Below are 19,629 nucleotides of genomic sequence, written 5' to 3' on the forward strand. Positions count from 1 at the left end.
CTGCTTTCAGAAAAACCATCAAGGGTTCTGTTTAGGGGCTACCTTCTAAAAAGTAGCCCCTAAACAGAATTTGGTCTCAACTCTGCTAGCTGCGTTTTTTCACAGAGCCACTACCACTCACCCGGCTATCTACGCTTGGGCTACCTTCATAGGATACTTTGCCGCTTCCACTGATGCTGGACCTCAACGAAGTGGTAGCGTTGATCTCACAAGAACCTGAACCGCTAATGCTTACTTTGGCATCATTGGTTTTAAATGCATATCCTTTCATAGAGCCGGAGCCACTTACCGAGATGGTGCTTTGCTTGCCTGTGCCTTGCAACTCAATACTTCCAGAACCTGAGATGCGGCTAGAAAGGTTGTCTACGTTCGCGTTTAACTGGATATTTCCAGATCCGCTTACTGCCAAATCCATAGAGGCGCTTTTGAAGGTACCTTCCCCTTTGATCTTGCCAGAACCACTCACAGACAAAGCCTCTATCTGCGGAACGGTGATGTAGATGGTCACTCGCTTCTTGCCTGAAGACCAGTTGTTATTGTTGTCATGGTCTTTTCTCCTGATGTTGAGTTTACCGTTTTGCACCTCGGTTACCAGTTGTATTAACTGTTCTGCATCTCCTTCTACCTTCACACTGTGGGTACTGCCTTGGCGCAGGATCACATTTGCGGGGTACGCTAGCCCTATTTTCTGGAAAGGACCTACATTTCGGGTTTGCTCATCGGCAACCATGCGCACGCTTACTTTGAAAGAAGACAAAGAAGCAAATAGGGCTAACACAGCCAGTAAAGAAAAGAAGGTAGTTTTTTTCATGGAAGTAGCATTAATTTCAATCTAAAGATGGACTGGCACTACTAATGGTTGCTTTTATAGGTGCATTTTTTTGTCTATTTGAAGATGCAGCAGTTTTACTGAGTAGCTCGTTCCTTACTTCTTTACCCACTAGGAAGTAGTTCAACTGTCATAAAAATAGAAATGCTCCCCTTTGATCGCGGGGTTTGAGTTTTCCAAGGTGCTTTTCAAAATGAAGTACTATATGAGCAGACTGCTTGATGTGTCACCAGCGAATGCACCCAGAAACTTCAGCAACGGAGAGCCATTGGGTACTTCCTGACTTCGGCAGTTTCAGTGGTTGAACGCAAAGTAGAAGCGAAGTACATCTGGTCAGTTCCAGTTTCTAGCTCGAGTTTTAGGGCTGATTTCCAGAGAACTGCTCTAAAACTCGGGCTATCTTTTACAAAGCAAAAAGAAAGGGCCACCTGTATGGGTGGCCCTTTCTCACATTCACAGATGTATATATCTTAAAAGGTACTTTTGCTAGCTTGAAAGGATCCGTTTAATTGATGCCATACGCCATTTAAGTAGCGTTGATCTGATTTCGCTAGTTTTACCCCGCTCACTAGTAACTCACCTTTCTTACGGCAGATGCGCAGGCTGTTTCCGTTGATGGTCTTCAGGTCAGCGCCATCTTTCAGGTCTTCTGTGGTGAGGCTACCTTTCACGATATGCTGCTCCAGATACGTTTTGAGTTGATCAGGCGAATCATTTTGGTGATGGGTTAGCGCACTGGCAGAGGGGGCAAAAAGGGTGTATTCCTCCCCGTTTGACAAAATCGGCATTAAACCGGCTTTGGTCACCATATCCAGAAGCAGTTGGTTCTTTTGTGCAATTCCCTCGCCCAGACTCTGGTTGGTAATGCTGGCGGTTGCCGCCAGTTTAGCCGTTAAAGACTGTGCATCGGTTCTTAGCTGCCCCCACAGGCACAAACATAGCACCAGACAAACCTTCGCATAATTTAAGAACCTTTCCATCTTCCCTCCATCTAAAAGCGCTGTACTACAATAGTATACGAGCTTTCTTAAATAAGGGATGTAGGAAGACTTCTACCAGAAGTGCAAAACGCTTTACCCAATGATATCAGAAATAAAGTTCTGGATTTGGCCCGGCACCAGAATTATACTTACCAGAAACCCGAAAGCAGCTCCGTAAAAGTGGGCGCTGTGGTTGATGCCGTCGTTGCCTTTCTTACTTAGGTAATACGAGTAGAACAAATACAGTGCTCCAAAGATATATCCTTTGATAGGAAGAGGAATAGGGAAAATGATAAGCTCTGTCAGAGGGTTGAAATAGATACTGGCGAAGATAACAGCCGCCACTCCACCAGATGCCCCTAAGGAATAGTACCGGCTGTCATTTTTATGCTTAAAGAAGGTGGGCAGATCTGACACAATAATGGCCACCAGATACAATACCACATACAAAGCTGCTCCCGTCGCAAACCCGAATACGCCCATGAATTGCTGCTCTACCACTCCCCCAAAGATGTACAAAGAGAACATGTTGAAGAAAAGGTGCATGAAATCTGCGTGCAAAAAGCCCGAGGTCAGCAAGCGCCACCATTCATTATGTTGCGCCACCGTCTGCGGATGGTGCACCCAGTTCTCCATCAGGCTCTGGCTGCGCCAGGCGAAAAGAGAGATTAAAACTGTGATAGCAATGATGATAAAGGTGATACTGATGGGCATGGTCTGGAAAATGAGAATGGAATAGCTTAAAGGCTCTTTTTAGGAAAACATGCTCAAAGCTATGTGTAGTGTTCGTGTGATGGTAGCTCAAGGTCACAGAAGCGGAAAAACAGCTAAACTGGAGAATTGCCCTATACATAAATTAAAGGAAGTTAATTCCTAACTGTCCCGCTCAATCAATTGAATAGCCAACTGCCGAAGAAGTTCTTTTTTGCTGTTCAAGGCATTCACTTCATTTAAGTGGTGCAGGCCTTTCTGGAAGTAATGGTTAATCTGGTTTTGAGTAATATTCTGGATGTTTAATCCGTCATAGATTTCTTTTACCGCCTTTACCTTCTGCTGCTCTTTCTGGGGGCTGTTCTGGTCCTGCCATTTTTCTAGTTCTTTGCGCTGAGTGGCCGATGAACGTTCCAAGGCAGTAAGAAGCAGATAAGTCTTTTTGTCTGAGAGAATGTCGCCGCCTACGCGTTTGCCAAATTTGGCCTGGTCACCGTACACGTCCAGCAGGTCATCTCTCAACTGGAAGGCAATACCCATATTGATCCCGAACTCTTTCAGATGACGGGCATCTTCGGCAGCGGCATTATTGATGAGCGCCCCTAGTTCTAAACTGAAGCCCAGCAAGACAGCAGTCTTCAGCCGAATCATGTGCAGGTATTCTTCAATCTGCACATCCTTTCGGGCTTCGAAATTCATGTCCAATTGCTGGCCTTCGCAGACCTGGGCGGCGCAGGTACTGAAGAGTTGAAGGGCCGTAGGAAGTTTCTTAGGCTCAATCCCGAAAAAGAATTCATAGGCGCGCACCAACATGACATCACCGCTCAAAATGGCGGTACTGGTATTCCATTTCTCATGCACAGTGGCCTTGCCTCTCCTCAACGGAGCGTTGTCCATGATGTCATCATGCATGAGCGTAAAGTTGTGGAAAACCTCCACCCCAATGGCGGGCATAATAGCCTTGTCCACATCATCATGGAAGAGATAAGCGCCCAGTACTGTCAACAACGGACGCACCCGTTTCCCCCCCAGTTCCATCATATAGCGGATTGGCGCGTACAACTCTTCAGGCGTCTGCCCATATTGGAGGGTGGACAGCGTCTGGTCTATGCGTTCCGAGAATTGAGAGATATCCACAGATATAATATTGAATGAAGCGTAATAAAAAAGTGTACTTTATAGATAGAAAACGGCTTCTTTACCTACCATCAAAGCTACGGTAAAATAAAGAAACGGCGTTTAGTTTTTAAAATATGTAAAAAAAGCGTTTCCAGCTTCTTTTTGTAAAAGAGACTGAAAAACGCTTTTCGGTTATTCATGACCTTACTTCTTTACTGTATCAATAAGGATAAGGTCAATGGTTCTTTCTAAAATGTTGGCGGCTTTCACCTCTACAATCACCTCATCACCGAAGGAGATGATGCGTTTGTTGTTCTGCCCAATGATGCGGTAGTTAGCGGCATCCAGTTCGTAGAAGTCGTCTTGCAAGTCTGCCAGGCGAACCATGCCTTCGCATTTGTTCTCCTCAATCTCTACGTACATGCCCCAGTCTGTTAGACCAGAGACAATACCCTTGAACTGCTGCCCAATAAAGCCACTGATAAACTCTACCTGCTTGAACTTGATAGATGCCCGCTCAGCATCGGCTGCGCGTTTCTCCATGTCTGAGGAGTGAAGGCTACGCTCTTCAAATTCCTCCTTCTCGGCGGTAAAGTCTTTCTCGCTGTACTGGTGAATCAACCGGTGCGCCATCATGTCTGGGTACCGTCTGATTGGAGAAGTAAAGTGCGAGTAGTGCGCGAACGCCAGACCAAAGTGGCCTTCTTCCTCAGTGCTGTACTTCGCTTTCGCCATTGTTCTGATCGCCAAACTCTGCAATACGCTTTGCTCTGGCTTACCATGTGTTTGGTCAGCTAATTTGTTCAGCTCCTTAGAAATGTCCTTGCCTTCCTCCAACTCAACTTTATAGCCGAACTTACGCGCAAATAACGAGAAGTTCATCAATTTCTCCGGGTCTGGGGCGCCGTGGGTACGGTACACCATGGTCAGTTTTTTATTGCCTTTTCGTTGTTTGTAGACGTGCTCGGCTACGTACTTGTTGGCCAGCAACATGAACTCTTCAATGAGCTTGTGTGCGTCTTTACGCTCTTTCACGTACAGGTGCAACGGCTTGCCGTTCTCATCCAGCTTGAATTTCACCTCAATAGTCTCAAAGTTCACGGCTCCGTTCTGGAAGCGTTTGTTTTTAAACTTCTTAGCCAGTTCATTCAGCTTCAGGATTTCCTGTGCAAAGTCGCCTTCGCCGGTTTCAATGACCTCTTGGGCTTCTTCATAGGCAAAGCGGCGGTCTGAGTGGATGATAGTGCGTCCAATCCAGTAATCGTGGATTTTGGCGTTGTCATCAATCTCAAACACTACTGAGAACGTGAGTTTGTCTTCATGAGGGCGCAAAGAACACAGGCCGTTAGACAGGCGCTCTGGCAACATAGGAATGGTACGGTCTACCAGGTACACCGAGGTGGCGCGCCGGTAAGCCTCTTTCTCCAGTTTGCTGTCAGGCTTCACGTAATGGGTCACGTCTGCAATGTGCACGCCAATCTCCCAGTTGCCGTTCTCCAGTTGACGCACGCTGAGCGCATCATCAAAGTCTTTAGCATCTGCGGGGTCAATGGTGAACGTAGTGATGTCTCTGAAATCGCGGCGCTTGGCAATCTCTTCCTGGGTGATACCCTCCGGAATTGCCTCCGCCTCTTTTTCAACCGATTCCGGAAATTCGAACGGTAAACCGAACTCCGCCATGATGGCGTGGATCTCAGCGTTGTGCTCCCCGGCCGGCCCGAAGACACGAATGATTTCACCGGTAGGTTTCTTCTCAGGATCATCCGGCCACTCAGTGATTTTCACCAGCACCTTGTCGCCGTGGTTTGCATCGGCTAAGCCGCGCTCCCCCACAAAAACGTCAAAGTACATGCGTTTCTGGTCGGGCACAATGAAGCCGTAGCCTTTGGACATTTCCAGACGGCCTACAATCTCCTCTCGCTGACGCTGAATCACTTCCACCACTTCCCCTTCAGGGCGCTCATTGGCCCGGCGGCTGCGGCGCAGTTGTACGCGCACAACATCGCCATCCATAGCAAACATGAGTCGCTCTACCGGTACCCGGATATCTTGCTCGCTTTCTTCACTCACCACGTAAGCATGACGGCCATTGGCCAGATCAACTTTGCCCACAATGGTAGGACCTCCTCTTCTGGAGACTACGCCTCCGCGTTCTGCCTCTCTGCGGCTACCGCGCTCCGGACGGTCAAACGTTTTTTCCAGGCTTCCTCTGAACTCAGGATTCAGGATATAGGAGTCATCCGGCAGGAAAATTAATTCGCCGCCTTTGCTCATCTTTTTCAGAAGGCCAGACACTTGTTCACGGCCTCCTTTGTCATCGATGCCCAACCTGCGGTGCAACTGACGGTAGGTAAATACTTTTTTAGGCTCTTGCCCAAAGATATTCAGTAATACTTCTCTTGACACTTCACCGGCATTGGTACTGCCGTCACTGCGTCTTCCTGAAGAGCCATCTTTGCCCCTGCGTGGGGCGCCTTTGTCTTTTCTGCTATTCGTAGACCTAGGGGCAGAATCTCTTCCTGCGCCCGGACCTCTTCTTTTTCTTTCCATTAATTCTTGTCAAGTGTTCATTGGTCTATTTTCTCAAGAGCAGAACCAATGCTGGCAACTTTCCTAAGCGCCATTTAATTTTTATTGCATGCTTTCCTTCTACGAGGGAACGCATTTGTCATATGCTGTTCTAAGCCTGTTTTTAGGAAAATGAGGTATAAACGCTCGTGATAAGGAGATGTTTTGTAAATATACCTATTCGTCTATACTTGCTTTGTACGCTTTTCGTTTCTCCTGCGCCGACAAAATATCAGTAAGTTCCCCTGACGGAATTGCCTGTAGCAATGCCTGGGTATACGGATGCTGCGGAGAAGAAAAGATTTTTTGGGCATTACCCTGTTCCACAATCTGGCCCTGGTCCATCACCAACAGGCGATCAGACATGAACTTGGCCACAGAAAGGTCATGGGTAATGAAAAGGAATGTGAGGTTGAAATCTCGCTTCAAACGGTTCAGCAGATTAAGGACTTGCGCCTGTACTGATACGTCTAAAGATGATACTATCTCATCACAGATGATACACGTAGGTTCCAGTGCTAATGCCCGCGCAATAGAAATGCGTTGCAGTTGACCACCAGAAAATTCTTGGGGATAACGATGAAAATGTTCGGGAAGCAAGCCAACAGTCTCCAGTAATTCTAAAGTTCGCTGTTTTCTTTCCCGCTGAGTAGGTAACACCTTATGTACTTCCATGGGTTCCATAATGGCCTCTCCTATTTTCATGTAAGGGTTCATAGCCGAGAAAGGATCCTGGAAAATCATCTGGAAGTTTTTGCGGGCTCTCCTTAGCTCCTCTTTAGGTAAGTCAGCCCAGTTTTGACCGTTGAAAACTACTTTTCCACTTGTGGGTTCTATTAACCGTATTAAGGTACGACCAAGAGTTGTTTTTCCACAGCCAGATTCTCCTACAATGCCTAGGGTTTCTCCGGGGAAAACTTCAAAAGAAACACCTCTTAAAGCTTGTAAAAGCTCTTTCTTCTGCCAAACAAAGACCCTGTTACGCATGAATTCCACGTGGATATCCTGTACCTGCAGCAGGGGCTCAGTAGAGGAAGAGGTAGCTTGTAAATTAGTAGATATAGAAGATTTTTGTCCTCCGTTTTCCACTGAAGTACCCTGCTGCACTTGTACAGTAGTTCCGTTCGCATTAGTACTGTTAGCTTCCCCTGCCATGAAGTCTGAAATGGTAGGTAAGACCGCTTGCTGGGTAGTCATGGTAGGCCTGCAGGAAAGCAAAGCTTTGGTGTACGGATGTTGCGGATCACCAAAAATTTGAGATACAGTTCCCTCCTCTACTATCTTACCCTGGTACATCACCATAATACGATCTGCTACCTGAGCCACCACACTTAAGTCGTGTGAGATGAACAACATGGCCATCTCTTTTTTTACTCTCAGTTCGTTGAGCAGCTGCAGAATACTGGCTTGAACCGTTACATCCAGAGCAGTAGTTGGTTCATCAGCAATCAGGAGGGCTGGGTTACACGCCATGGCCATGGCAATTATGATGCGTTGCTTCTGCCCCCCAGATAATTCATGTGGGTAACTCTTGAACATACGCTCTGGTTGTGGAAGCTTTACCAGTTCAAAAAGCTGAAGGGTGCGAGAATAAGCCTCTTTTTTAGAAATAGGAAAGTGGATTAAGAGTGCCTCTGCTACCTGTTTTCCACAGGACATGATAGGGTTCAGAGAAGACATTGGATCTTGATAGATCATTGACATTTCTCTTCCCCTCACTTTTTGCAACTGCTTCTCTCCTAGCTTATACAAATCAACGGAGTTTAGTTGTTCTGAAGAGAAGACTGCATGGCCAGATGATAGAACTGCTTGTTGTGGCAGAAGCTGCATCAAGGACAAAGCCGTTACTGTTTTACCAGAACCCGATTCACCTACAATAGCTACGGCTTCCCCTTTTCTAATCTCAAAGGATATTTCCTTTACTGCCTGCACCTTTCCTTCTTTTGTATGGAAAGAAATGCTCAGATTTTGTACTTGCAATAAGGGAGTGGTAATATGCATTAAGCGTTCTGTTACTCAGTATATGTAAAGGATAGATGAGATAAGCGCGCCCTACTATCTATTCCTGTAGCGATAATTGAAAATCTATGCTCTTCAAAATGCGTATAAACGCATTTCTACCCAAGAGATACCAAAAACTTAAAATTTATTTATAGACACAACTTAAATAATTAAACCTAAGTATTAACTATAGAATTTACCCTATATATCCTTCTCCCTGATATTATACTCTTCTATGAAACACGTCAACCACCTAAGGACCCTTCTCCTAAAGACAGCTTTTGTTGGATTCTTCTTTTTATTTGTACTTCAAGACGCTACTGCCCAGCACCGGTATCCTAACCACTTTAGAACAGGTGTAGGCTTTGCCTATATTTTAGATGATGATAATAGTGGGGCTTTGTTCTCTCAGCAATACACCCGTGAAATCACTGACCACTTACATTTCGCACTATCTGGAGAATACCTGAGTTCCTCCAGATATGATAAACAAAGTTCCATTTTCACCTCTAGAAAAGCTTTTGTGATGTTTGATGCATCTGTTTTCTATGATCTGGTGGAAACAAAAAAATACACCATAAAATTGGGAGCCGGACCAGCCATAAGAAGACGATCAGAAGTGAATTTGACGAGAGGGGAAGTTCCTGAAGGTACTATTACTACTCCGGGTAGAAACTCTGATGAAGTATTCGTACACATCAGGGAAAAAGACTTTGGCGGAAAAGCTGTATTTGAAACAGATTTCTTCAATGACAACCGCCTGTTCTTCGGGATGCGTGCTGCAGGGTATTTTTATAAACAAGGAACCAATATTTTCGCTTTGGGTCTGAACATGGGCTACTCTTTTTAAGCCGCTTTCCAAAATACATCCATAAAAGAAGAGGGCTGTCTTTCCAGACAACCCTCTTCTTTTATGCCTCTACTATATTTATCTCGTGCTTCTCTTTGACGGGTGGCTGGTTCAGGAACCGGTTCTGATTGAAGATGATGATCAACACTCCTAGGAAGATAGCTGCATCTGCCACGTTGAAAATAGGCCACAAAGACATGGGCGTTCCACCAATGAAGGGAATCCAATGTGGCAGAATGCCCTCCCATATGTCAATGTAAAACATGTCTATTACTTGACCGTGTAACCAGGGAGTTGACACGCCATAAGGAGCATTGTCCAGGAGCACACCATAAAAAACACTGTCAATCAAATTACCGATGGCCCCACCTAAAATAAGGCCCACACACCATACCAACCCTGAATGGTAACGGTGCTTTACGAGGTAGTACACCAAATACCCAATTGCTACCATAGCCACCATCCGGAAGACAGTCAGTATGATTTTGCCATAAGCTGAGCCTAACTCCACACCAAAGGCCATGCCTGGGTTCAAAGTGTAATGTAGCTTGAACCAATCTCCGAAGACAGGTATTTGTCCTGGCATGCCCATTTGCATGTTGTTGTGCACCAGCATTTTTACAACCTGGTCAATGGCGATTACCAGCAGGGCAATCAGATAGTATTTTGTGTACTTCATGAGTATGGTTTTACCTGCTGTTTCAGGCTCCTTTTTCTAAAAAGCAGCTTAAAACAGCAGGCGTTCAATCTTCATTTTATTTCGTTTTTAGAAGAAGCTTACCGGGCCACTTCTAAACGTACTGGCAAACTAAAACCTTCCATGTCCAGCACGGCGGCCTCTGTTTCAGTCAGAGATGGAACCAAGGTCAATTCTACCGCCTGTACCTCTTCAGAGATATAGCCTCCAAATGCCTGAACGGCGGCGGCCACTTCTTCATTGCCATCTTGCAGGAACACTCTTATTTTATCCTGTACATCCAAACCACTGTCTTTGCGGAGGTTTTGCAGACGATTTACTAATTCACGGGCAATTCCTTCCAGACGAAGTTCATCTGTGATGGTGATATCCAGGGCTACCGTCAAGGCTCCTTCTGATGCAACCAGCCAGCCCGGGATATCTTCAGACATAATCTCCACGTCTTCGCGGCTCAGCACGGTAGTGTCATCTTCCACCGGAATCTCGAAGAATCCTTCACGCTCCATTTTGGCGATGTCTTCCTGGCTCATCTGCTGGATCTGCGCAGCTACCAACTTCAACTTCGGACCAAACACCTGGCCCAGACGCTTAAAGTTGGGTTTGATCTTCTTCACCAGTATTCCGGTGGTGTCTTCCAGATACTCCAGGCTCTTCACGTTCACTTCAGAGAGAATCAGATCTTCCACCGCTTGCAGCTGGGTCTTCATCTTCTCATCCAAAATCGGAATTAAGATGCGGCTCAGCGGCTGACGAACTTTGATCATGTGCTTCTTCCGGAGCGAGTGTACCAAGGAAGAAACACTTTGTGCCAACTGCATGCGTTGTTCCAAATCCACATCAATCAAATCTTCCTGCACTTGCGGGAACAGCTCCAGGTGGATAGACTCCGCGGTGCTGCGGCCACTTACACGGTTCAGATCAAGGAACAGACGGTCCATGTAGAACGGTGCAATTGGCGATGCCAACTTAGCCACCGTTTCAAGGCAGGTGTACAGCGTTTGGTAAGCCGCTTGCTTGTCCTGGTTCAGTTCGCCTTTCCAGAAACGTTTCCGGTTCAGGCGCACGTACCAGTTGCTCAGCTCATCGGCAACAAACTCCTGGATAGCACGAGCCGCTTTGGTTGGGTCGTAATCGTCAAAGTAGCCGGCTACTTCTTTCACCAAGGTATTCAGGCGAGAGATGATCCAACGGTCACTTTCGGTGCGCTGGGCTACCGGTACTTCTTCGCCTTCAAACGTGAAACCATCTAAGTTGGCGTACAGTGCGAAGAACGAGTACGTGTTCTGCAAGGTCCCGAAGAAACGACGCTGCACTTCAGTGATGCCGTCCAGGTTGAACTTGAGGTTATCCCAAGGTGGCGCGTTTACAATCATGTACCAGCGGGTGGCATCCGGTCCGAAGCGGCCGATGGTCTCAAACGGATCTACGGCGTTGCCGAGACGCTTGCTCATCTTATTTCCGTTCTTGTCCAGTACCAGGCCGTTCGCGATTACGTTTTTGAACGCCACGCTGTCTTCCAACATCACGGCCAGCGCGTGCAGGGTGAAGAACCAACCACGGGTCTGGTCCACACCTTCGGCGATGAAGTCAGCCGGGAAGTTGGCGTCAAATTTATCTTTGTTCTCAAATGGGTAGTGCCATTGAGCGTACGGCATGGCACCGGAGTCAAACCACACGTCAATAAGGTCGGTCTCGCGCTTCATGGGTTTGCCGCTCGGGCTCACCAAGATGATGTTGTCTACGTACGGACGGTGCAAATCAAAGCCTTCGTAATTGAAATCGGTGATGCCGAGTTCAGAGCGAGGCTCCTCAGTACCGGTCGGGCTCAAGGCAAACTCGCCGGCAAATTCCAGCAGGGTGTTGGCTTGGTGTTCCTCCGGAGTTCCGGTTGGTTTCTCGGTTATCTTCTTAGCTTGGCGCAGTGGGTTCTCATTCATTACACCAGCCTTGATGCTGCGTTCAATCTCGCGGTCCAATTCAGCTACCGAGCCGATGCAGATTTCCTCGTCGCCTTCTTCGGTACGCCAGATAGGCAGCGGTGTTCCCCAGTAGCGCGAGCGCGACAGGTTCCAGTCCACCAGGTTCTCCAACCAGTTTCCGAAACGGCCTGAGCCAGTTGACTCTGGTTTCCAGTTGATGGTTTTGTTCAGGTCAATCAATCGCTGCTTCACCGCAGTGGTCTTGATGAACCAGGCATCCAGCGGATAATAGAGAATTGGTTTATCGGTGCGCCAAGAGTGCGGGTACGTGTGCTCGTACTTCTCAACCTTGAAGGCCTTGTTCTCCTCCTTCAGGATGATGGAGATGATGACATCCGTGGTCTTGTAATCCGGATGGCTTTCATCTTCATTCGTGTAATTTTTTACATAGAAGTCATCGGGCCCAAGTGGTTTATGGGTTTTGATGTTATATTTCGCAACACCTTCCTGCAGTCTTACCCCAATCTCGTCGATGAACTTTCCTCTCCGATCAACCGTGGGGAGTTCATTGCCCAATTCGTCTTTGATGGTCAGGGCTGGAATACCATGTTGTTTGGCTACCCTAAAGTCATCAGCCCCGAAGGTTGGCGACGTATGCACCACGCCGGTACCGTCCTCGGTTGTCACGAAGTCTCCGGCCACCACCTGGAACGCTTTGTCTGCATCGTAGAACGGCTGCAGATACGGCATCAGCTGCTCATACCGAAGGCCCACTAATTGCTTACCGGTAAACTCCTGTACAATCTCAAAAGGGATGGCCTTGTCTCCGGGTTTGTAATCAGCAAGCTGTAGGTCTTTGTTCTTGTCTGAAAAATACTTTCCAACCAGCGCTTTGGCCAACACCACACTCACAGGCTGGTGGGTATACGGGTTGAAGGTATTTATCTGTACATAGGTAATCTTGTCGCCAACAGCCAAAGAGGTGTTAGAAGGCAAGGTCCAAGGCGTGGTTGTCCAGGCCAGGATATAGACACCATCGTTAGACCCAGAGAAAAGAAAATCAGACTTGGAATCTTTGATGACTTTAAACTGCGCCACAATGGACGTGTCCTTCACTTCTTTGTAGCAGCCCGGCTGGTTCAGCTCATGGGAGCTGAGTCCGGTTCCATCTGAAGGCGAGTACGGCTGAATGGTATAGCCTTTGTAGAGGTAGCCTTTGTCATAGAGTTTCCGGAGCAAGGCCCAGTTTGACTCTATGTATTGGTTGTCAAAGGTGATGTACGGTTTGTCCAGGTCTACCCAGTAGCCCATGCGCTCGGTGAGGTCATCCCACTGATGTTTGAAACGCATCACGGTCTCGCGGCAACGGGCATTGTAGTCCTCCACCGAGATGGTCTTCCCTATGTCATCTTTGATAATGCCCAGTTCTTTCTCTACCTGCAATTCAATGGGCAAGCCGTGGGTATCCCATCCGCCTTTGCGCACTACCTGAAATCCTTGCAAGGTTTTGTAGCGGCAGAAAATATCTTTCACGGCGCGGGCCATCACGTGGTGAATACCCGGTGCCCCGTTAGCCGAGGGTGGTCCCTCATAAAACACGAATGTCGGCTGACCCGCCCGGGTCTCTACCGATTTCTCAAAGATGCGGTTCTCTTTCCAATAGGCTCTCACCTCTTCGGCCAGACCCGCATAGTCTAGTTGTTTATACTCGTTGTACTTCACCTTTTTGTCTATAGGATGTGGTAGGTGTTATTCTATTGTGCTAGTATAAATTCTGAAGAAGGTTAATTCCTCAAAGCAGATACTGGCTAAAGCTTTACGACATAGATTAAATAATATCTCTCCCGCAAGGCATAATTAAGCAAAGTTAAACAATAAATGACTTGTGTTTGGTTTCCAATGCTTTTTTCCGCTTTGAGGCTGCTTTTAAAAAATGGGCTGAGAACAGGTTTCCTCTTTTGTTACACAGTCAGAATCCTCTTCAGAAAAGTTGCCGTTGAAAACTCCCTGTTTTGGCGACAATTTCCTGAAGTGAGGCTTAAAATAGGAAAACTACTTGTACACAGCATAACTTTTAAAGATTCTTGCTTTCCTTATCCCAGAAGCAGGTTTCTTGTCTGCAACTTTTCCTTTCTTTGTTTCTTCACCATGCTATTTATAAACTAAACCTATGGCTTCTACCCAAATCGTTTCTTTGAGTTATCAACCACTGAACTTGCCTCTGATTGAGCCCTTCGCTATTGCTACTGGCACACAGCACCAAGTAGAAAATGTAGTAGTGCAGATTCAACTGGAAGATGGCACCATTGGTTTAGGTGAGGCGGCTCCGTTCCCGGCAGTGAGCGGCGAGACTCAGGAGAGCACGTTGGTAGTGCTGCAGGATTCGGAAAAACACCTCATCGGGAAAGACGTCAAAAACTGGCGTACCTTGGCCAAGGAATTAGATAAACTCGCACATGATGCACCCGCTGCCCGATGCGGGTTGGAGATGGCCATTCTGGATGCGCTCTGCAAACATTACCAGATGCCATTGTATGTTTTCTTCGGAGGAGTGCAGATGCAATTGGTGACGGACCTTACCATCACAGCCGGCGATGAGGCTCACGCCGCGACTTCGGCCAAGTCCATCGTGGAACGAGGCTTCTCTATTATTAAGGTGAAGACTGAGGGAACCGATGTGGATTATGACTTCCGCCGGATTCAGGCAATCCACAACGCTGCTCCAGGAGCTAAACTCATTATAGACGGAAATTGCGGATATGATTTGACCCGGGCCCAAGCGTTTGTTCACAGAGCAAGTGAAGTTAAAATACCGGTTATTTTATTTGAACAGCCACTTCCAAGAGAATCTTGGGAGGACTTGGCCCTGTTGGCAACTACCTGTCCTTTCCTCATTGCCGCAGATGAGTCTGCGCGTAGCGCCAGCGATGTAGCACGGTTGGCCCATGACCGAAGCGCCTCGGTTGTCAACATAAAATTGATGAAGTGCGGCGTACTGGAAGCTTTACAGATGGTAGCTTTGGCACAGGTGCATGGATTGGGCCTAATGATTGGGGGAATGGTAGAATCAATTTTGGCCATGACATTCTCCGCGCATTTCGCAGCCGGAATTGGTGGGTTCGACTACATAGATCTGGACACTCCTCTATTTATAGCGGAGCATCCCTTCAGCGGAGGCTTTGAACAAGCAGGTGAAGTACTGAGATTGAATCCTGAAGTAGCCGGCCATGGAGTTACTCTTGCTTCTCCCCTATTCTGAAGTAATTTAAGTTTAGAAATCAAAAAGGAGTGGGGCCTACTTTGACTAAAGCAAACTCCCAGTCCTTTTTGATTAGTCCGAAAAGAATGGAATTGGTAAAATCTGATTAGGCTGTACAAGTAGCCAGCTTCACATTTTTAAGAAATCATGGTGAAGCCCTTGCCTAATAGCTACTATATCTCAACATTTTCTTTAGCAGGCACTCCTTTCACTAAACTGTCTCTGGTATTTTTCTAAACTGTAATGGCAGCAAAAAGGCTTAGCAAAAATGACATTGCATAAAATCCTTTTTCACTCAAAAGCAATTCAGCATTCCAAAGCCCCACTGTCAGCAATACCACTGCCAGAATAGAAGAAAACCAACTAAGTCCATAATAGGTATTAGTAACTGGAATACCGTCTAGTTGGTCACGCACACTTTTTTGGAGAGAAATAGCTGAGAACAGTCCATACATGAGTACGGTGAAATAATAGCCCTTTTCGTTCAGCAACATTTCTGCATTCCACAGGCCAATCATGTATGCTGAGATGCCAGTAAGTAAAGTAGCCCAAGAGGCCGCTACAAATGCGTTTGATGGTTTGTGGTCCATTGTCATCTTTTGTTAAGTGATGGACCAAAGGTAAACCAGTACCTAACCCCTTCTTTTGACATTTGTCAAAAAGGAAGGGTATCAAACGTGACTCCGTATTCTGCTCAGCGTCTCCTGGCTGATTCCAAGGTAGGAGGCAACTTGCCCCAGAGAGATTCTTCGGAGAATATGTGGTGAGGTTTCCAAAAGTTGTTCATACCGCTCCCTAGCAGTTTTGAATTGCATGGCCATAAACCGCTCTTCCAGTCTAATGTAATATTGCTCGTTTATGATCCGTACCAGGCGCTCAACATCTTTATGAGAATCAAACAACTGGTTTAAAGCCTCAAAACTGATACTGCATAAAGTAGAGTCTTCTAAAATCTGTATGTTTTCTATACTCGGTTTTCGGGAAATGAAGCTATAGAATGAGGTGATGAAGCTATTCTCAAAGCCGAACCAATAAGTAATTTCCTTTCCGTCTAAGTTATAGTATCCACGCAAACAACCTTTCTCAAGGAAATACAGATTATTTCACACCATCCCCTCTCGTATTAAGAAAGAATTCCTTGGAACCTCTACCTGCGTTAATGCTTTGGAAAGAGCCTCCCATGCTTTTAAGGAGATGGAATGATATTGCGATATACAGTTATATAATGTGTTCACTTTAATCCCTTTTTACTTTAGGTATACAATCAATCTATAAAATTTTTGGTGCTAATTCTCCTCATAAGCTAATGGTAACCCACGTGGAAAACTTATTGCTGCATAAATATTTGTTTTTACCTTATCCACCACAAAAAAGGCTTCTGCTAAGTGCAGAAGCCTTTTTTGTAGCTAATCGTTTTTAAGCTGTTTTTCAGAAAACAGACAAAAATCCACAAGTTATATTTTCTCGAAGATGCGTTTGAAGCTGACAGCGTCGCCTATGTACTGGCGCAGTTCTGATATGTGCATGCGCTTCTGCTCGCGGCTGTCACGCTCACGCACGGTGACGGTGTCGTTCTCCAGAGTCTCGTAATCCACGGCAATACAGAACGGAGTTCCGATGAGGTCCTGGCGGGTGTAGCGTTTTCCTATGGCGTCGCGCTCTTCGTAGATCATGTTGAAATCGAATTTCAGATCATTAAAGATTTGCATGGCTTTCTCTGGTAACCCATCTTTCTTCACGAGCGGGAACACAGCGGCTTTCACCGGAGCAATGGCTGGGTGGAATTTCAGGAAGGTACGGGTCTTGGTGTTTTCGCCTTCAGTGATTTCCTCTTCCTGGTACGCGTTGCAGAGCGTCATCAGAAACAGACGGTCGGCGCCTACGGAGGTCTCTACCACGTAAGGCACGTAATTACCAAATGGTTTACCGTCTTCGTTCAGGTCATTGTCAAAGTACTGCTGCTTTTTGCGGCTCAGGTTTTGGTGCTGCGTCAAGTCAAAGTCGGTGCGGGAGTGGATTCCTTCTACTTCTTTGAAACCGAACGGGAATTCAAACTCAATATCTACCGCGGCGTTGGCATAGTGGGCCAGTTTCTCATGGTCATGGAAGCGGAGCTTTTCGGTAGGCACTCCTAAAGCCTCGTGCCAGTTGCGGCGCATGGTTCTCCAGTGCTGGTACCATTCCATCTCGGTGCCAGGCCGTACGAAGAACTGCATCTCCATCTGCTCAAACTCGCGCATTCTAAAGATGAACTGTCGGGCCACGATCTCGTTCCGGAATGCTTTCCCGATCTGTGCAATCCCGAAAGGCACTTTCATACGACCCGATTTCTGCACGTTCAGGAAGTTCACGAAGATTCCTTGAGCGGTTTCAGGGCGTAGATAAATGGTGCTGGAGTCCTCGGCCACAGATCCTACCTGTGTGGAGAACATCAGGTTGAACTGGCGTACCTCGGTCCAGTTAGAAGTTCCTGAAATAGGGCATTTTATGTTTTCTGAGATAATCAATTGCTGTACGCCTTTGAGATCTTCGGCACCAAGCAAACGGCCCATTTCCTGCAACAGAGATTGGGCTTTCTCCACATCGCCTTGCTTCTCGTACTCAGCGGCTTTTTCCTCAATTAAAACATCGGCGCGGTAGCGCTTCTTGGAATCGAGGTTATCAATCATGGGGTCGTTGAACGAGTCTACGTGGCCCGATGCCTTCCAGGTGTTGGGGTGCATGAAGATGGCGGCATCTATACCTACTACATTCTGGTGCAGTTGGGTCATGCACTTCCACCAAAGCATTTTGAGGTTGTTCTTCAGTTCTACCCCATTCTGCCCGTAATCATACACAGCCTGAAGGCCGTCATAAATCTCACTGGAAGGAAAAACGAAGCCGTATTCCTTGGCGTGCGAGATGATATCTTTTAACTGTGCGTTTTCTGTGGGTTTCTCAGTTGTGCTCATGGGCGCAAATATAGAGGTTTCATCGGCACTTTTTCTAAAACACTGGTTTGGTTTGGTTAGAGAAATACCACACTTGCAAGGTAAATGTTCTGAGGAGAGTGATGATTATAAGTAGAGTCAAAGCTAGGTTCGTACTTTTGCGCAGTTTTTCTACTAGGGTTGAACCATTCCTTAACAATTCGATAACATTCAGAGGAAATTATTCTCTTACTTTTGGCACCTTTTTTCTCACCTATACTACATTATGTTCGGATTAGAAACTGATCTACTGATCTTGCTGGTAATTTGCTTACTGGCCGCGTGTGCATTTGAATTTGTGAACGGTTTCCATGATACGGCCAATGCTGTGGCTACCGTTATTTACACCAACACTCTTCGCCCTTGGGCGGCTGTGGTGTGGTCTGGTTTCTGGAACTTCATTGGTGTTTTTGCCGGCGGTATTGGCGTGGCTATGGGGATTGTATACCTACTACCCATTGAAACCCTCATTGACCAGGACATTTGGCACGGCATTTCCATGATTGCGGCCTTATTGATAAGTGCCATTCTCTGGAATGTGGGTACCTGGTACTACGGTCTTCCTTCTTCCAGTTCCCACACATTGATTGGGTCAATCTTAGGACTAGGGATTGCCTTTTCTCTCCTTCCTTCTACCACCGAGGCTTCTTTTGCCTGGTCTGAAGCAACAAAAACAGGAATGTCCTTACTTGTTTCTCCGTTCCTGGGCTTCACCCTGACTGTGTTTTTGATGTTTCTTTTGAAACGGTTTGTGAAAAATAAGACCATTTTCAAAGAGCCACACAAACGCAAAGCTCCTCCTCTTTGGATCCGGATTATTTTGATCATCACCTGTACGCTGGTTTCATTCTTCCATGGTTCTAATGACGGCCAGAAAGGCGTGGGCTTGGTCATGCTGATCTTGATTGCGATTGTTCCTTCTTACTACGCCCTTGACATTGACAAAGACCCAGCTGGTTTGAGAAACTCTATCACCCAAGTGGAACAGGTATTAGCCAAAGTAGACAGCACGGTCCTTTCTGCGTCAGATTCAAAACAATTGACTTTGCTGAACAATGAAGTTAGGGAAATGCGAAACGTGTTTACTTCTAACCCAGATATGGCCAGCCTTCCGAAAGATGCTCGTTTCCTGCTTCGCCGTGATATCCTGCTAATCACCAAAGGCACTGATAAGTTGATGGACAGCCAGGACATCACCATGAGCCAGCGTGACCGCGACCAGTTAAAGGCTGGTGTGACCGGCATGCGTTCCTACACTGACTACGCCCCTGATTGGGTAATCATGATGATTGCGCTTTCTCTGGGTATTGGAACCATGATTGGCTGGAAACGGATTGTGAAAACCATTGGTGAAAAGATTGGGAAAGAGCACTTGACTTACGCTCAGGGAGCTTCGGCTGAGTTCATGGCGGCTAGTGTAATTGGTTTTTCTACGTTCGTGTTCAAATTGCCCGTAAGTACCACCCACATTCTTTCTTCTGGTATTGCGGGAAGTATGGTGGCTAACCGTGGGATTAAGAACCTGAATGCCGGCACCATCCGGAATATTGCCTTAGCTTGGGTTTTAACCTTGCCTGTTTCTATGTTCTTATCTGGAACACTGTTCCTGTTGTTCCGCTGGATGCTTTCTTAGAATCTACTAAACGAAAAGAAAAGAGCCGCTTCAGAAATGAAGTGGCTCTTTTCTTTTTAAGGCTTTTCGGCACGGTATTCCCCGTGAATCCTTT

At 46.6% G+C, this 19,629-nt stretch carries 13 protein-coding genes; 3 read left to right on the forward strand and 10 right to left on the reverse strand.

Annotation, left to right across the window (positions count from 1 at the left end):
- Positions 1 to 85: 85 nt before the first annotated feature.
- From DC20_RS08425 to DC20_RS08450, 6 genes are all read right to left on the reverse strand, one after another.
- Positions 86 to 811 carry a head GIN domain-containing protein gene (locus DC20_RS08425; protein WP_062543424.1) on the reverse strand — a complete coding sequence of 242 codons (726 nt, stop codon included), beginning with the start codon at positions 809 to 811 and terminating at the stop codon, positions 86 to 88.
- A gap of 488 nt (positions 812 to 1,299) precedes the next feature.
- Positions 1,300 to 1,809: a fasciclin domain-containing protein gene (locus DC20_RS08430; RefSeq protein WP_083470279.1), complete on the reverse strand. Its 510-nt coding sequence runs from the start codon at positions 1,807 to 1,809 to the stop codon at positions 1,300 to 1,302.
- Between the two features lie 93 nt (positions 1,810 to 1,902).
- Complete coding sequence (locus DC20_RS08435; protein ID WP_316934523.1) at positions 1,903 to 2,523, reverse strand: rhomboid family intramembrane serine protease; 621 nt, start codon at positions 2,521 to 2,523, stop codon at positions 1,903 to 1,905.
- 159 nt (positions 2,524 to 2,682) lie between these two features.
- The gene (locus DC20_RS08440) at positions 2,683 to 3,657 is read right to left on the reverse strand and encodes a polyprenyl synthetase family protein (RefSeq protein ID WP_062543426.1); all 975 of its coding nucleotides are present in this window, start codon (positions 3,655 to 3,657) and stop codon (positions 2,683 to 2,685) included.
- A gap of 186 nt (positions 3,658 to 3,843) precedes the next feature.
- Positions 3,844 to 6,189 (reverse strand): ribonuclease R, encoded by a 2,346-nt coding sequence (gene rnr / locus DC20_RS08445; RefSeq protein ID WP_062543427.1) that lies wholly within the window; start codon positions 6,187 to 6,189, stop codon positions 3,844 to 3,846.
- A gap of 195 nt (positions 6,190 to 6,384) precedes the next feature.
- The gene (locus tag DC20_RS08450; RefSeq protein ID WP_062543428.1) at positions 6,385 to 8,208 is read right to left on the reverse strand and encodes an ABC transporter ATP-binding protein; all 1,824 of its coding nucleotides are present in this window, start codon (positions 8,206 to 8,208) and stop codon (positions 6,385 to 6,387) included.
- A gap of 235 nt (positions 8,209 to 8,443) precedes the next feature.
- Here DC20_RS08450 and DC20_RS08455 point away from each other — a divergent pair, with 235 nt between their 5' ends.
- Complete coding sequence (locus DC20_RS08455) at positions 8,444 to 9,058, forward strand: hypothetical protein (RefSeq protein ID WP_062543429.1); 615 nt, start codon at positions 8,444 to 8,446, stop codon at positions 9,056 to 9,058.
- Positions 9,059 to 9,119: 61 nt separating this feature from the next.
- Here DC20_RS08455 and DC20_RS08460 read toward each other — a convergent pair whose 3' ends face one another.
- A complete protein-coding gene (locus DC20_RS08460; RefSeq protein WP_062543430.1) occupies positions 9,120 to 9,737 on the reverse strand; it encodes a lipoprotein signal peptidase in 618 nt (205 codons plus the stop codon).
- A 98-nt stretch (positions 9,738 to 9,835) separates the two neighbouring features.
- Positions 9,836 to 13,396, reverse strand: coding sequence for an isoleucine--tRNA ligase (gene ileS / locus DC20_RS08465; RefSeq protein WP_062543431.1), 3,561 nt, complete (start codon positions 13,394 to 13,396; stop codon positions 9,836 to 9,838).
- Between the two features lie 448 nt (positions 13,397 to 13,844).
- Here ileS and DC20_RS08470 point away from each other — a divergent pair, with 448 nt between their 5' ends.
- The gene (locus DC20_RS08470) at positions 13,845 to 14,933 is read left to right on the forward strand and encodes a dipeptide epimerase (RefSeq protein WP_062543432.1); all 1,089 of its coding nucleotides are present in this window, start codon (positions 13,845 to 13,847) and stop codon (positions 14,931 to 14,933) included.
- Between the two features lie 233 nt (positions 14,934 to 15,166).
- On the opposite strand, the gene yiaA is transcribed toward DC20_RS08470, so the two are convergent.
- Together yiaA and DC20_RS08485 are read right to left on the reverse strand one after the other, a co-directional pair.
- On the reverse strand, positions 15,167 to 15,523 hold the full coding sequence (gene yiaA / locus DC20_RS08475; protein WP_062543433.1) for an inner membrane protein YiaA: 357 nt from the start codon (positions 15,521 to 15,523) through the stop codon (positions 15,167 to 15,169).
- 864 nt (positions 15,524 to 16,387) lie between these two features.
- Positions 16,388 to 17,884: a glycine--tRNA ligase gene (locus tag DC20_RS08485; RefSeq protein ID WP_062543435.1), complete on the reverse strand. Its 1,497-nt coding sequence runs from the start codon at positions 17,882 to 17,884 to the stop codon at positions 16,388 to 16,390.
- A 244-nt stretch (positions 17,885 to 18,128) separates the two neighbouring features.
- On the opposite strand from DC20_RS08485, the gene DC20_RS08490 reads away from it, so the two are divergent.
- Positions 18,129 to 19,535, forward strand: coding sequence for an inorganic phosphate transporter (locus tag DC20_RS08490; protein ID WP_062543436.1), 1,407 nt, complete (start codon positions 18,129 to 18,131; stop codon positions 19,533 to 19,535).
- The last annotated feature ends 94 nt before the right edge of the window (positions 19,536 to 19,629 follow it).

This window comes from Rufibacter tibetensis, assembly GCF_001310085.1.
GTDB classification, from domain to species: Bacteria; Bacteroidota; Bacteroidia; order Cytophagales; family Hymenobacteraceae; genus Nibribacter; species Nibribacter tibetensis.

What these genes read in the sequence shown, in the direction of transcription:
- DC20_RS08430 (WP_083470279.1), bottom strand. Translation starts at nt 1,809, where the DNA reads ATGGAAAGGTTCTTAAATTATGCGAAGGTTTGTCTGGTGCTATGTTTG.
- DC20_RS08485 (WP_062543435.1), bottom strand. Translation starts at nt 17,884, where the DNA reads ATGAGCACAACTGAGAAACCCACAGAAAACGCACAGTTAAAAGATATC.
- DC20_RS08490 (WP_062543436.1), top strand. Translation starts at nt 18,129, where the DNA reads ATGTTCGGATTAGAAACTGATCTACTGATCTTGCTGGTAATTTGCTTA.
- DC20_RS08435 (WP_316934523.1), bottom strand. Translation starts at nt 2,523, where the DNA reads ATGCCCATCAGTATCACCTTTATCATCATTGCTATCACAGTTTTAATC.
- rnr (WP_062543427.1), bottom strand. Translation starts at nt 6,189, where the DNA reads ATGGAAAGAAAAAGAAGAGGTCCGGGCGCAGGAAGAGATTCTGCCCCT.
- yiaA (WP_062543433.1), bottom strand. Translation starts at nt 15,523, where the DNA reads ATGGACCACAAACCATCAAACGCATTTGTAGCGGCCTCTTGGGCTACT.
- DC20_RS08450 (WP_062543428.1), bottom strand. Translation starts at nt 8,208, where the DNA reads ATGCATATTACCACTCCCTTATTGCAAGTACAAAATCTGAGCATTTCT.
- DC20_RS08425 (WP_062543424.1), bottom strand. Translation starts at nt 811, where the DNA reads ATGAAAAAAACTACCTTCTTTTCTTTACTGGCTGTGTTAGCCCTATTT.
- DC20_RS08470 (WP_062543432.1), top strand. Translation starts at nt 13,845, where the DNA reads ATGGCTTCTACCCAAATCGTTTCTTTGAGTTATCAACCACTGAACTTG.
- DC20_RS08455 (WP_062543429.1), top strand. Translation starts at nt 8,444, where the DNA reads ATGAAACACGTCAACCACCTAAGGACCCTTCTCCTAAAGACAGCTTTT.
- DC20_RS08460 (WP_062543430.1), bottom strand. Translation starts at nt 9,737, where the DNA reads ATGAAGTACACAAAATACTATCTGATTGCCCTGCTGGTAATCGCCATT.